Here is a 13,822-nt window from a genome sequence, read left to right on the forward strand (position 1 = left end):
CAAGTGACAAAATGTTAGAGCGCAGTCTGGATGCTGATCTGGCATTGGCCCTGAGCCTCAATGGTCGTGAGCTGTTTCGTGACGATCAGCCGCTGAAGGTTCTGCTGATGTCGGCCACGCTGGAAGGCGAGCGGCTGGCGACGTTGCTGGACGATGCGCCGGTTGTGCGCAGCGACGGGCGGATGTTTCCGGTGACGATGCAGTGGGGGCGTCCTTTTCAGCCGGGTGAATTCATCGAGCCGCGTGTCGTGCAGACGGTACTGGATGCGCTGGGCAGCGAGTCCGGCAGCCTGCTGGTATTTCTGCCGGGGCAGGCCGAGATTCGTCGGGTCAACCAGCAACTGGCAGAAGCGCTGGGCGAACGCGCCGACATCCTGCTTTGCCCTTTACATGGCGAGCTTGATCTGAATGCGCAACGCGCTGCTATCGAACCGGCGCCCAAGGGCACGCGCAAAGTGGTGCTGGCGACCAATATCGCAGAGACCAGCCTGACCATCGACGGCGTGCGTGTGGTGATCGATGCCGGGTTGGCGCGGGTGCCGCGTTTCGATCCGGGCAGCGGCATGACGCGTCTGGAAACCCAGCGTATCTCCCGTGCCAGCGCCACCCAGCGTGCCGGACGGGCAGGGCGGCTGGAGCCGGGTGTGTGTTACCGGCTGTGGTCAGAAGCGCAACACGATCAACTGGCCGCCTACGGCGCGGCAGAAATTCTTCAGGCGGATCTCGCCGGGCTTGCGCTGCAACTGGCGCGCTGGGGCGTCATGCCTGCGCAACTGGCTTGGCTCGATGTCCCGCCAGCGGCGGCTTATGCACAGGCGCAGGATTTGCTGGTGCGGCTTGAGGCGCTGAGCAATCAGCCGGGCCAACCGCCAGCGCTGACGCCCCACGGTCAGGCGATGGCCGAGCTGTCGGCCCATCCGCGCATCGCGCACCTGTTGCTACGCGGTCATGCATTGGGCTTGGGCGAACTGGCGTGTGACGTGGCCGCACTGTTGGGCGAGCGCGATATTCTGCGCGGCGGCGGGGCCGATCTGCACAGCCGCCTGACCTTGCTGGCGGGCACCGAGCGTGCTGCGCGTGGCGCACAGGGCGGCGTGCAGCGAGCTAAACAGCTAGCACGGCAAATCTGCGCGGCACCGTAAAAAGCCCGGTCAGCGATCCCGATCACTCTCGCTGGCTGGGCGCTCTACTGGCGCTGGCCTACCCGGATCGCGTGGCACAGCAACGTCGTCCGGGTGGTGCTGAATATCGCTTGGCCAACGGTCGCGCGGCACTTTTCGCCGAGGCCGACGCACTGATGAAGCAGCCTTGGCTGGTCATCGCGGATTTAGGCAGCCGTCAGGGGCAGCGTGAGGAACGCATCTACCTCGCTGCCGAATTCGATCCAGCGCTGTTCGACTCTGTGCTGGCCGAGCAGGTCATCACGGTGGACCAGATAGACTGGGATGAGCGCGAAGGCGTGTTCCGCGCAGAACGGCAGCGCAAGGCGGGCGAGCTTATTATCAGCCGCGAACCGCTGACCGGCCTCGATGACGCAGCCCGCAGCCAGGCATTGCTGGCGCTGGTGCGTCGCAAAGGCCTGGAACTGCTGCCGTGGACACCCGAACTGCGCCAGTGGCAGGAGCGTGTCGCGCTGCTACGCAACCTGGACATCGACAAAAGCGCAGCAAGCGAATGGCCCGACCTGAGTGACGCGCAACTGCTGGCGACACTCGAAAACTGGCTGATGCCCTACCTGGGCAAAGTCACCCGGCTCAGCCATTTCAGCCAGCTCGACCTGTCCTCCATCCTGCGCAACCTCCTCCCGTGGCCAATGCCGCAACAACTGGAAGCGCAGGCCCCGCAGACCATCCAGGTGCCGTCTGGCTCGAATATCCGTATCGACTACAGCGAACACCCGCCGATTCTGTCGGTGCGGCTGCAAGAGTTGTTTGGGTTATCTGACACCCCGCGCATTGCCAATGGGCGGCAGGTGTTGAAACTGCATTTGCTGTCTCCAGCACGCCGTCCGGTGCAGGTGACGCAGGATCTGGCCAACTTTTGGCGGTCTACCTATATTGAGGTGAAGAAGGATTTGAAGGGGCGGTATCCGAAGCATTACTGGCCGGATGATCCATTGGTGGCGGAGGCTACGGCTAGGGTTAAGCCGAGGGGGACGTAAAGTCGCGCAGCATTCAGCAGGCTATTTGTGAGCTAAAGACGAGGGGGATCGATGGGATAGCGGCGCACTCTTGCTGCTCAAGTACCCAGTCTGAAACACCTGATCAGATATTGGATACCCAACGCAACAGACCCGGAGAACACCAGGGCGCAACGCCCTGGCAGGCAGCAAACATCACTTTTTCTTTTTAACCGGCTTTTCCGCCTTGTCTGACTTCTTGGCTTTGTCTGGCTTGCTATCAGCTTTTTTGGCAGCTTTCTTTGGCTCGGCGTCTTTTTTCTTGTCCTTCTTTTCGGAAGACTTGGAAAGCGTCGAGGCCGCTTCAGATTTCTTGGCCGGTGATGCTTTCTTGTCTTTCAGATCCTTGCTGGCTTTTGAGGCTTCGCCTTTGCTTTTCTTGTCGTCTTTAGCCACGTTGATCACCCTTTGGGTATGCCGGTATTGGCACGTAGCCTGTGGGAGTATCCACAGGCTAATCATTAGGCGAGCGCGTCTGAAAACGGTTCAAACTGTTTTGACCCTTTCAGTTGCTGAAGGACGACATTCAGATGCTCGGCGACTCGCCAGCTTATTGCGGGCTATAGGGCTGCCATTCGCACTCGGCTCAGGTATTTTCAATCACGCGAATACTCAGGAATCGATCACGGAAAGTTTCCGAGCAACCGGGTAACCAGGGAAGGACATTGAACACTGCCAGATTTGTTTTCAAATCCCTTATCAAGCGCTGGATGAAAAACATCTTTTCACGTGAGTACCACCGTGACGGCGAGCTCAAACCCGAGTGGACATCCCAAGGCCCGGGTTCAATCCGCATGGAGCGGTATCACCATATCGACGCCAGCGAGCAGGATAAGGACGGCTTCTACGACTATTACTATGAGTACGACATGTACTACTTCACGGAGGGCACTCTGTCCCTCGCCGCGCGCTGCTACACGGATGATGCTGATGAAGCCAACTTTATGGGTATCGAGTTTGACGGATATGACCGAGCGCTTGAGCCTGACGATAGGTCTCTCCCGTTGGTGAGCGCAGCTCTGGCCCAGTTGAAGGCTGATGGAAAAACGAAATTCTTTACGTTCACCGGGAAAGGTTATGAGCCCATATTTGCCAGCTCCGAGCATGAAGGCGACACCATGCGCGGAGAGCGCATTGAAGTGATCGCCCTGTCCCCAAGTGCTCGCTATCGTGTCCAGACGACGCCTTACGAGGCACTTGCCACGCAATGGATTTACCCACCCGAGATAATCGACATCAGGCGCGACATCCGCGTGTTTGCTTTCGAAGACAATGGCTGGTCAGCCGATCAGGCACGCTGGCTGGATTGCTCATGTGTTGAGTTGACCCTGCGCAAATACCCCGGACGGCTCACCGGTGCTGGAATCACGGTGATTATCGACTGCGCTCGTGGCACGGCGGCGTACGGCGATGGCATCGAGATCAAGACACCTACGCTTGAGCGGGCGCTTGATGCGATGTGGAGCGGCGCGGACTGACGTAGCGGGGGATACGCTTCAATTATCAGGTGCGTGCTATAACGCAGGCCCATATCTACAACCCGACGCTCATGAGCGTCCTGTCTTTTTTCAGGGCGAGCACAAAGACGCACCTGTTGCTTTACTCGCAGTCTTTGCGTGAAAGCGTGATCGATGTAATGAACTCGCCTGTCGAGCTGGAGTACGAATAAGTGATTTTGTTACCCAGCTCCAGCACCAATAGATAGGCTGTCTGCTTACACAAGCTGCCTTGGATTTGCTGAGTCAGGTAGCTGTCGTAGTAGACTTTTTCGCCAGGCCTTCCGTTGTAACCATTGATCGTGAGGTTGTAGAGGACGGTGTGATCAGCATAGGCAATCGTGTCTATTCGGGTCATAAGGTCCAGCATGATGGGAAGCTGTGTCTTTTGCTGATCGATTACCGCCGCCAGTGCTTCGTTTCCATCTTTAGCCCAGAGGGGAGTTATGAAGCAAAGTGCTGCAGCGCCCCCCAAAATAGTTTTAGCAACGTTAAGTTTTTTCAACTCAATATCCTTATTTTAGAAAACTATCTGATTACAGAGCAGGAACCCCTCAAGGCAAAACCGGCAACAAAAACCGCCCAATCACCGGCAAATGATCAGAGATCAACAAAGTATCGTCCCGCCGTACCCTCGCACTGACCCGCTTCAAACTCGGGCTGTAAAACAGGTAATCCACCGTCCGGTCCGGCCCGTTGATGCGGCTGTCGTTGGGGAAGTGCGTCAGCCATTTGCCGCGGTCTATGCCGCTGGATTCGGCGTTGTCGGGGATCATCGGGTATTTCTCCCACAGCTCGTGCAGCTCGCTGTCGGCGGCGTAGCCGAGGCGCTGTTCTTCGGGGAGGCGCTGGTATTGGCCCAGCGGCAGCAGGTTGAAGTCGCCGCCGATCAGCCATGGTGTGCCGCCGCTTTCCAGTTTGTCCAACTGCTTTTCAGTGGCGACGATCTGTTTTTGTGCGGTGTCGCCGGTGTGTCTGGCGGTGGTCAGGCTGGTGTTGATGACGGCCAGTTTGCCGCCGTCACGCAGGGGCAGGTAGCTGACCAGCAAGGCATCCTTGGGCTGGAACTGACGGCTGATGATGTTGGCGTCTGGCACCGGCAGTTGCACGCGTTCGGCACTGTCGATGTGGAAGCGGCTGAGGGTCGCCAGTTTTCTGCCGACGCTGCCCCAGATATGCGGGTTGGGTACAAACTCCGATTTCCAGTAGAACGCCTGCGTGCTGCAGGGGTAGAGGTCCGCCACTCGCTCTTTGATCAATGCCAGTTGGTCTTCGTAATCGGAGTTTTTGGCACCATCGTCGACCCCTTGCAGCAGCACGATGTCAGGCTGTTCGTCACGGATGACCCGCGCCACTTCATCCAGGTTATAGGAAAGGTCTTCATGGGTCGGGCGTTCGTCCGGGCCGCTGCCGTCGGCCATGTCGTACCAGAACACATAGCGCTTGCCCGCCAGGTACTGGATGTTCCAGGTCATGACTTTGAGGGCTTGCCCCGGCACCAGCTTGGGCGCTTGAACCGCAGGATTGCAGCTGGCCGGGAGTAACTCGCGAGCTGGAGGGCGCCACGTCAGTTGGTAAACCATTACCAGCAATACGGCGACCAGCAGCAGGCTGTACAGGGTCAGACGTAGCAGTAGACGTGGCATCGGCTCGACTTGGAGCGCCTGGCGCTCGGTGAGGGATTCGGTATTTAGCATACCGAATCGGTGCGTCTGGCGTCAGCTGTTGGTTCAGGCCCTGTGCGCGGGCTCGCTGATCAGCATGAACAGGCGGAACGTCACAATGGTGGTGAACAGTTGCAGGAAGCTGCCGATGCTGTCGGTGATCACGGAAACCGCTGCGCTTTGCGGTTCCGGAAACAGGTACAGGCTGGCGCCCTCAAGCAGCCACAGGGGAATGTAGACGCTCAGTACGCACACCAGAATGCGGGTGAAGTGCCCGGTGGTCATCAGCATGCTTTCGCGCATGGCCATGAACGGCGTGAGCTTGCGCAGGACCAGCAGGTATTCACAGAACGCCAGCTTGATCATGACCCAGAGGCCGGGGACCACGAACAGCGAAAGGCCGAACATGATCAGGAGAGTGCTCATTGCCGAGAGCACGGCGAAGGTGGGCCACAGGCGCAACGCCATGGCCAGCAGGTCGCGGGTGTAGACGTCTTCGCCACGGCTGCGTGCGTCGAGAAACAGGATCAGTGCCGCTGTATAGATAGGGTAGAAAAACAGCCCGATGACCAATTCGTAGGCAGGCGACGTGTCGGCGGGCATGGCGTTGCTCAGCGCTTGTTTGGCCAGCACCTCGAGTATCACGACAGGCAGGCACAGCAGCATAATGCTGCCCAGATTGCGCCGAAAGAAATAGAGCGAATCCTGGATGACGGTCAACGGGTTCATGTAGATAGATCGCAGGCTAAAAGCAGGCGCACACTTTAGCCCATGGCCCCTGCCGAACCAAGCGCAGTGGTGGTGGGCCGAGATCTTCTTATCTTTTTCTTCATGTCATTGAAGCGGGTGGATGAGGCCCCATTTTCTGAGCATGGTCCTGCCGGTGCGGCAGGAAAGAATTCCAGTGGCAACTCAGTGAGGTGGTCATGAACAGCGAAGAGCAAACCCTGATTGATGGTCTTTTCTCGAAACTGAAAGACGCCGAGACGGCATCCGCTCCGCGAGATGCTGCGGCCGAGGCGCGCATCAAGGAGCATCTGACTCGCCAGCCCGCTGCGCCGTATTACATGACGCAGGCGATTCTGGTGCAGGAAGCTGCGGTCAATCAGCTCAATCAGCAGGTGAAACAGCGCGACGAGCAGATCCAGCAGTTGCAGGCTGAGCTTCAGCAGGCCAAGGGGCAATCTTCGTCAGCGCCGGCCAGCGGCGGGTTTCTGTCGAGTATTTTCGGCAGCAGCGTCTCGCGAGCGCCTCAGGCTCAGCCGGGCCAGACGTCGGGTGGTGGCTGGCGCGACGGTGCCGGTTTCAATCCAGCCCCTGCGCCCGCAGCGCCGCAGGGCGGTTATGCCGCGCCTGCTCCGGCTGCGGGCAGTGGCTTTCTCGGCGGTGCGTTGAAGACCGCTGCCGGTGTGGCGGGCGGTGTGCTGCTGGCAGAGGGCATCAGCAGCATGTTCAGCCACCACAGCCAGCCGCAGGAGATCGTCGAGGTCATTCACGACGCGCCACAGGCTCAGGACACCGGCTCGTTCAATGATCAGGGCGGTTGGGGACAGCCGGATCAGCAGTACACGGCCGATGACAGCTTTGACGATGGCGGCGACATGTTTTCTGATGATGATTCGTTTGTTTGAGGACGCAGTGAGCGCTTCTCGCGCTCCAGAACAGACAATTATCGTTCCGCACTCTCCTGTGAGGGAATGCCTTGGGTGACGCTCCGCGTCACAGGTCTGTGCCGCGCCGCCCATTCAAGATCGGGCGTGGAGCGTCCAGAAATGCGTGCGACGCGGAGCGTCGCACGATAGTTGAAGCTCAATTCCGTTCCCAAGCTGGCATACTGGGCGCCGATTCACATTCCGGATCGCTGTAACCAGTGGGCGTGTTGCCCGCCATGAGGAATTGCGGTGAAGAAGATCGCGGTGTTCGCCGACGTGCAGAACCTGTATTACACCGTGCGCCAGGCGCATGGCTGTCATTTCAATTACGCCGCCTTGTGGGCGGATATCAGCAAGCGCGGCGAGATTGTTCACGCGTTTGCCTACGCCATCGATCGTGGCGACAGCAAACAACAGCAGTTCCAGCAGATCCTGCGCAATCTGGGGTTTACCGTCAGGCTCAAGCCGTACATCCAGCGCAGCGACGGTTCGGCGAAAGGGGACTGGGATGTCGGCATCACCATCGATATCATGGATTTCGCGCCGCAAGTGGACGAAGTCGTGCTGGCGTCGGGTGATGGCGATTTCGACATGTTGCTCGAACGTGTGATCAGCAAACATGGTGTTGAGGCGGTGGCCTATGGCGTGCCGGGGCTGACTGCGAACTCGTTGATCCGCGCCGCCAGCCGTTACGTGCCGATCGAAGGCGCGTTGTTGTTGAAATGAATTTACAGGGCCAGGCCAGTGTTGGAACGTATTGCAGTCATCGACTTTGAAACCACCGGCATCTCCCCGGGCCATAGCTGCCGGGCAACCGAGATTGCCGTGGTCATCATGGAGCAGGGGCGTATCGTCGAGCGCTTTCAGAGCCTGATGAATGCCGGGGTGCGTATTCCTGCGTTTATCGAAGGGTTGACCGGCATCAGCAACAACATGATTCGTACCGCCCCCAGCGCCGAGCGGGTGATGGGCGATGTAGCGGATTTCGTCGGCGCCACGCCGCTGGTCGCGCACAACGCCTCGTTCGACCAGAAGTTCTGGGACTACGAACTGTCGCGCATTCAGCGCAAGCGCGAACAGAGCTTCGCCTGTTCGATGCTGCTGGCCCGACGCCTGATGCCTGGCGCACCGAATCACAAGCTTGGCACGCTGACCAGCTACGCGCGCCTGCCCAATACCGGCAAGGCTCACCGGGCGATGGCGGATGCGGAAATGGCCGCTAACCTCACGGCGTATCTGACCAACGAACTGCGCAACACCCACGGTATCGCCGCAATCTCCCACCAGATGCTCTGCTCGCTGCAGAAAGTCCCCGCCGCCAAGATCGGCGAAACACTCAAGCGTCAGCGCGGCTTCTGATCTTTTAGTGTTCCTGCTTGCCGTTGCTGGTCAGATAATCGGCCGGCAGGCTGCGCTCCACTGCTGTCGACAGCACGATTGAGGTTTTGCTGAAGCCAAACCTGGCGATCCGATTGATCAGGTCTTCCAGGTGCGGCATCGAATCCACCGCAGCCCTCATGATCACGCACGGGTCGCCCGTCACCCGGTAACACTGGATCAGTTCAGGGACCTGCCACAGCTCCTTGTACGCCTGCTGATTGCCGTGACTGCCCATGCGCAACTCGATCAGGCATTGAATCGGCAAGCCGACCTTTGACAGATCGACCTTCGCCTCATAACCAGTGATCACGCCGCTGGCCTCAAGCTTGGCGACCCGCTCGGCCACGGCGGGCGCGGACAGGTTGACCAGTTTCGCCAGCTGCGCAAAAGACGCCCGGCCATTTTTCAGCAGCTCATCGAGCAGAATCCGATCGTATTTATCCAGCGTCATGACGTGCCTCGTGCTGTGCGATGGGTCATTTTAAAATAAAAGGAAAGCAGACCTTACAAGCATTGAATCGTAAGTTTCAGTGCGGTTTAAACAGGTTTGTCTGCTTAATATCCGCATCTGGCCTTCATACAATAGGTCCACCATAACAATGATCCCAGAGCCTTGCCATGCCTCAGTCCGTTCGTGTTTCGCCGTTGCTCATTGGTGCTTTTCTGGCCTTGTACCTGATCTGGGGCTCTACCTATCTGGTCATCCGTATTGGCGTAGAGTCATGGCCGCCGCTGATGATGGCTGGCGTGCGTTTTCTGATTGCCGGGTGCCTGATGTACGGTTTCCTGCGTTATCGCGGCGTGCCAGCACCGACCTGGCGCGAGTGGAAGGCGGCGTTTGTGATTGGCTTCCTGCTATTGGCATGCGGTAACGGCGGTGTGACGCTGGCCGAGCACGCAGGCGTTGCATCAGGCGTCGCGGCGCTGGCGGTGGCGACCATGCCGCTGTTTACCTTGCTGTTCGGCCTGTTCTGGGGCAATCGCACCACTAATCTGGAGTGGGCGGGCATCGTGCTGGGCCTGATCGGTATCGGCCTGCTGAATCTCGGCTCCAATCTGCAAGCCAGCCCTTATGGCGCTGCGCTGGTGCTCTTTGCCGCTGCGTCGTGGGCGTTCGGCTCTGTATTGAGCAAGCATATGCCGTTGCCCAAAGGACCGATGGCCAGTGCGGCGGAAATGATCACTGCCGGAGCGACGCTGCTGATCGGTAGCGCTTTGAGCGGCGAGCGTCTTGCGCATATGCCGACTGCGGCGGGCTGGGGCGCGCTGCTGTATCTGGTGGTGTTTGGCTCTATCGTCGCGTTCAGCGCGTATATGTACCTGCTCAAGAACGTGCGCCCGGCAGCCGCAACCAGCTATGCCTACGTCAACCCGGCAGTGGCGGTGATGCTTGGCGTGGTGTTTGCGGGAGAGACTATCGGTATTGAAGAGTGCCTGGCCATGGTGGTGATTATCAGCGCTGTCGTGCTGATTGGCCTGCCGCAATGGCGCAGGTCGGCGGTACGAAAGGTCGGATCGACACGCACAAGCTAACCGAGGCGGGCCGGACAGGTTAAACTGCGCGCCTTGCGTTGAATTTTTCCTACGGTATTTCCATGACATTCGCCTCTCTCGGCCTGATCGAACCCTTGCTGCGCGCTCTTGAAGCGCTCGGTTACCAGACTCCGACGCCTGTACAGACCCAGGCAATTCCTCCGGTACTGGCAGGCCGCGATCTGATGGCAGCTGCCCAGACCGGCACCGGCAAGACCGCAGGTTTTGCCTTGCCGCTGTTGCAGCGCCTGACCATGGAAGGGCCGAAAGTCGCGCCTAATTGCGTTCGCGCGCTGGTATTGGCCCCGACCCGCGAACTGGCCGATCAGGTTCACGAAAGCATTCGTCAGTATGCCGAGCACCTGCCGTTGAGCACTTACGCAGCCTACGGTGGCGTGAGCATCAACCCGCAAATGATGAAGCTGCGCAAGGGCGTGGACGTGCTGGTTGCGACACCGGGACGTCTGCTCGACCTGCATCGTCAGAATGCAGTCAAGTTCTCGCAGTTGCAGACTCTTATCCTTGATGAAGCCGACCGCATGCTTGATCTGGGCTTCGCCGAGGAATTGCGTGGCATCTACGCGGTACTGCCCAAGCAGCGCCAGACCTTGCTGTTCTCCGCGACCTTTTCCGACGAAATTCGTCTGCTGGCCGCGCAGATGCTCAATGACCCGCTGACCATCGAGGTCAGCCCGCGCAACGTGGCGGCGTCATCGGTCAAGCAATGGGTTGTGACCGTGGACAAGAAGCGCAAGGCTGATCTGTTCATCCATCTGATGAAAAAGCATCGCTGGGGCCAGGTGCTGGTGTTCGCCAAGACCCGGGTTGGCGTTGATCAACTAGTGGACCGTTTGCAGGGTCTGGGTCTGAACGCTGATGGCATTCACGGCGACAAGCCGCAGGCTACTCGCCAGCGTGCGCTGGATCGTTTCAAGAGCAATGAAGTGAAGATTCTGGTTGCCACCGACGTGGCGGCTCGTGGTCTGGATATCGATGATCTGCCGACGGTCGTCAATCTGGACCTGCCGATTGTGGCCGAGGATTACATCCACCGTATTGGCCGCACCGGCCGGGCGGGCCTGACGGGCGAGGCGATCTCGCTGGTGTGTGCCGATGAAGTCGAACTGCTGTCGGCCATCGAAGTGCTGACCCGCCAGACGCTTGAGCGCAAGGAAGAACAGGACTTTGAGCCTGAGCACCGGGTGCCGACTACAGATGCCAGCGGCCAGATCCTGAAAAAACCCAAGAAACCGAAAAAGCCCAAGGTCTCGGGCAGCAAACGTAACCTGGGCAAATGGGTCGACAGCGGCGAGTCAGAGCCTGCGCCAGCGGTCAAACCCATACGTAAAGTGCCGGTCTTCAACACCGGCCCGCGCAAGAAGAAGCCTTGATATACGCATGTGGGCGCGAGCCGGGCGACGCTCCCACAGAAGGATTTATGTATAACGTGAGCAAGCTCCCACAGGTTATCCGTGGGCTTTGTGGGAGCGAACTTGTTCGCGAAGAGGGCAGCGCAGTCGACGAATTTGCTGCGTTTGGAATATAGCCTTCGCGAACAAATTCCCACAGAAAGGGTTTATGTATAACGCTGAGTGCAGAGCATACGCACAGGAATCACTGTGAGTTCAGCCACTCCACCATCCCCAGCCCCGCAGCGCGGCCACTGGCGAAGCAGGCGGTCAGCAGGTAGCCGCCTGTAGGGGCTTCCCAGTCGAGCATTTCGCCTGCGCAGAACACGCCGGGCAATTGCCTGAGCATCAGACGCTCGTCCATGGCTTCGAAGGTCACGCCACCGGCGGTGCTGATGGCCTCATCGATGGGGCGTGGTTTGATCAGGGGCAGTGGCAACGCCTTGATGGCTTCACTCAACAACAGCGGATCGGCAAACGCTTCACGAGGCGCAAGCTCGCGTAAAAGCGCTGCCTTTGCGCCGTCCAGGCCCAATTGGCTGTGCAGGTGCTTGGACATCGAGCGCGAGCCACGTGGTTTGCTCAGGGCTTTTTGAATGTCTGTCAGCGTTTTGCCGGGCAGCAGGTCAATGTCCACTGTCGCCGAGCCGCGAAGGTTGATCTGTTCACGAATCTGCGCCGACAGTGCATACACCAGACTGCCTTCCACGCCCGTCCCGGTCAGCACGCATTCGCCCAGGCGCAGGGCATGGCCATGCAGACCCATGGCGATATTTTTCAATGGTGCACCGGCAAACTTGTCGCGCAGCAGGTCGCTCCAGGCGCTCACTTCGAAACCACAGTTGGCGGCCTGCAGAGGTGCAACCTCGACCTGCCTTGCTTGCAGCCATGGCAGCCAGGCCCCGTCAGACCCCAGCCGGGCCCAACTGGCACCGCCCAGTGCCAACAACGTGGCCGCAGGGTTGAGCGCCTTTTCTCCATCAGCGCAGGCAATGCGCAGGCTGCCATCGGGGTTCCATCCCAGCCAGCGGTGACGGGTATGGATCGTGACGCCCGCATCACGCAGCCGCTTGAGCCAGGCGCGTAGTAGCGGGGCGGCTTTCATGTCAGTGGGGAAAACACGGCCCGAGCTGCCGACAAACGTCTCGATACCCAGCGCATGAATCCACTGGCACAGCTGATCGGCACTAAAACTACGCAAAAAAGGCGCGATCATCGGCGAACGTTCAGCGTAGCGCGACAAAAAAGCCGGGTAGGGCTCGGAGTGCGTTATGTTCATGCCGCCAACCCCGGCCAGCAGAAACTTGCGCCCTACTGAGGGCATGGTGTCATACAGATCGACGTTCAGCCCTGCCTGGCTCAACACCTCTGCTGCCATCAACCCCGCAGGGCCGCCTCCGATAATGGCGACGGTTCGGGAAGCAGGAGAGGCGAGGTCGGTCATGGTCAGTGAAGTATTGATAGCAGAAGATGCGGGCATTCTACCCGAGCGTTGTTTTCAGATGTGGTGCAACTCATTGGCTGCAATTGCGATGAGGCGCAACGCGTTGTCATAAGCCCATGTCGTCCCAGACCCGTTGCGCACTGTGATGCAGGATCCCGTGGCGTCTTGCCAGCGCCTGACGGTCCTTGCTGTAGCCGCCGCCGATCACGCCCATGACCGGAATGTCGCGGCTCAGGCAATGACGCAACACGGCTTCGTCGCGATTGGCCACGCCCTGATCGGTCAGTTGCAGATAGCCCAGCGCATCATCCTTGTGAACGTCCACTCCTGCGTCATACAGCACAAGATCCGGCTTGTAGAACGGCAAGAGGTAGTTGAGCAGATCGTCGACCACGTTGAGGTAATCGGCGTCGCCCATCCCCATCGGCAGCGGGATATCCCAGTCGCTCTGCGCCTTGCGTGCCGGGAAATTCTTTTCGCAGTGCAGCGAGACGGTAATGGCGTCTTCGGTATCGGCCAGAATACGTGCGGTACCGTCGCCTTGATGCACATCGCAGTCGAAGATCAGCACCTTGTCCACGCGGCCGCTTTGCAACAGGTACTGACTGATCACTGCCAGGTCGTTGAAAATGCAGAAACCGGCCGGGTAATCATAGTGCGCATGATGGGTGCCGCCCGCCAAGTGGCAAGCCATACCGTGCTTCAAGGCCTGCTCGGCAGTCAGTAACGAACCACCCACGGCACGAACCGTGCGACGTGCCAGCGCCTCGCTCCAGGGCAGGCCCAGACGCCGCTGGTCTTCACGGGACAGGTCGCCATTAAGGTAGCGGCTGATGTAGGACGGGTCATGAGCCAGCGCCAGAATGTCCGCCGGGCATAACTCGGGACGCATTAATTGAACGTCACTGGTCAGGCCGCTGTCGACCAGGTAGTCACGTAACAGACGGAACTTGTCCATCGGGAAGCGGTGATCTGCCGGGAAGTCCGGGCTGTAGTCTTCATGGTAGATAAGCGGTAGGGACATTTTGCGTCCGTTGACAGGTCGAAGCCCGATAGTGCCAGCAA

13 protein-coding genes and 1 pseudogene are annotated in these 13,822 nt (G+C 59.2%); 7 read left to right on the forward strand and 7 right to left on the reverse strand.

Translation table 11 applies throughout. The annotated features are described in order from the left end of the window. Positions 1-5 precede the first annotated feature (5 nt). Positions 6-2,161, forward strand: a pseudogene (gene hrpB, locus AC4ANK_RS05680) (ATP-dependent helicase HrpB); the annotation flags it as partial. Between the two features lie 174 nt (positions 2,162-2,335). Here the strand turns inward: hrpB and AC4ANK_RS05685 are convergent. Continuing rightward, the gene (locus tag AC4ANK_RS05685) at positions 2,336-2,584 is read right to left on the reverse strand and encodes a hypothetical protein (RefSeq protein WP_005734855.1); all 249 of its coding nucleotides are present in this window, start codon (positions 2,582-2,584) and stop codon (positions 2,336-2,338) included. Positions 2,585-2,889: 305 nt separating this feature from the next. On the opposite strand from AC4ANK_RS05685, the gene AC4ANK_RS05690 reads away from it, so the two are divergent. After that, positions 2,890-3,657, forward strand: a complete 768-nt coding sequence (locus AC4ANK_RS05690) for a hypothetical protein (RefSeq protein WP_002555264.1) — start codon at positions 2,890-2,892, stop codon at positions 3,655-3,657. A gap of 121 nt (positions 3,658-3,778) precedes the next feature. Here AC4ANK_RS05690 and AC4ANK_RS05695 read toward each other — a convergent pair whose 3' ends face one another. The 3 genes from AC4ANK_RS05695 to AC4ANK_RS05705 are packed head-to-tail and all read right to left on the reverse strand — an operon-like array spanning position 3,779 to position 6,068. Further along, positions 3,779-4,180, reverse strand: coding sequence for a hypothetical protein (locus tag AC4ANK_RS05695; protein ID WP_002555263.1), 402 nt, complete (start codon positions 4,178-4,180; stop codon positions 3,779-3,781). Between the two features lie 49 nt (positions 4,181-4,229). Continuing rightward, on the reverse strand, positions 4,230-5,372 hold the full coding sequence (locus AC4ANK_RS05700; protein ID WP_057446655.1) for an endonuclease/exonuclease/phosphatase family protein: 1,143 nt from the start codon (positions 5,370-5,372) through the stop codon (positions 4,230-4,232). Between the two features lie 33 nt (positions 5,373-5,405). After that, complete coding sequence (locus AC4ANK_RS05705) at positions 5,406-6,068, reverse strand: YciC family protein (RefSeq protein WP_002555261.1); 663 nt, start codon at positions 6,066-6,068, stop codon at positions 5,406-5,408. 197 nt (positions 6,069-6,265) lie between these two features. Here AC4ANK_RS05705 and AC4ANK_RS05710 point away from each other — a divergent pair, with 197 nt between their 5' ends. From AC4ANK_RS05710 to AC4ANK_RS05720, 3 genes are all read left to right on the forward strand, one after another. After that, entirely contained in the window at positions 6,266-6,970 is a 705-nt protein-coding gene (locus AC4ANK_RS05710; RefSeq protein WP_002555260.1) for a DUF2076 domain-containing protein, read from the forward strand. 270 nt (positions 6,971-7,240) lie between these two features. Beyond that, positions 7,241-7,717 carry an NYN domain-containing protein gene (locus AC4ANK_RS05715; RefSeq protein WP_002555259.1) on the forward strand — a complete coding sequence of 159 codons (477 nt, stop codon included), beginning with the start codon at positions 7,241-7,243 and terminating at the stop codon, positions 7,715-7,717. Between the two features lie 21 nt (positions 7,718-7,738). After that, positions 7,739-8,350, forward strand: a complete 612-nt coding sequence (locus tag AC4ANK_RS05720; protein ID WP_005745439.1) for a 3'-5' exonuclease — start codon at positions 7,739-7,741, stop codon at positions 8,348-8,350. Positions 8,351-8,354: 4 nt separating this feature from the next. Here the strand turns inward: AC4ANK_RS05720 and AC4ANK_RS05725 are convergent, their stop codons facing one another. Then, complete coding sequence (locus AC4ANK_RS05725; protein WP_002555257.1) at positions 8,355-8,822, reverse strand: Lrp/AsnC family transcriptional regulator; 468 nt, start codon at positions 8,820-8,822, stop codon at positions 8,355-8,357. A 167-nt stretch (positions 8,823-8,989) separates the two neighbouring features. On the opposite strand from AC4ANK_RS05725, the gene yedA reads away from it, so the two are divergent. Both yedA and rhlE1 read left to right on the forward strand, forming a co-directional pair. After that, complete coding sequence (gene yedA, locus AC4ANK_RS05730) at positions 8,990-9,904, forward strand: drug/metabolite exporter YedA (protein WP_031596701.1); 915 nt, start codon at positions 8,990-8,992, stop codon at positions 9,902-9,904. Between the two features lie 62 nt (positions 9,905-9,966). After that, complete coding sequence (rhlE1, locus tag AC4ANK_RS05735) at positions 9,967-11,295, forward strand: RNA helicase RhlE1 (RefSeq protein WP_002555255.1); 1,329 nt, start codon at positions 9,967-9,969, stop codon at positions 11,293-11,295. Between the two features lie 223 nt (positions 11,296-11,518). Here the strand turns inward: rhlE1 and AC4ANK_RS05740 are convergent, their stop codons facing one another. Further along, complete coding sequence (locus AC4ANK_RS05740; RefSeq protein WP_002555254.1) at positions 11,519-12,757, reverse strand: TIGR03862 family flavoprotein; 1,239 nt, start codon at positions 12,755-12,757, stop codon at positions 11,519-11,521. 106 nt (positions 12,758-12,863) lie between these two features. Further along, positions 12,864-13,781 carry a histone deacetylase family protein gene (locus tag AC4ANK_RS05745; RefSeq protein WP_002555253.1) on the reverse strand — a complete coding sequence of 306 codons (918 nt, stop codon included), beginning with the start codon at positions 13,779-13,781 and terminating at the stop codon, positions 12,864-12,866. Positions 13,782-13,822 lie beyond the last annotated feature (41 nt).

Source organism: Pseudomonas sp. Pmew2, from assembly GCF_058129885.1.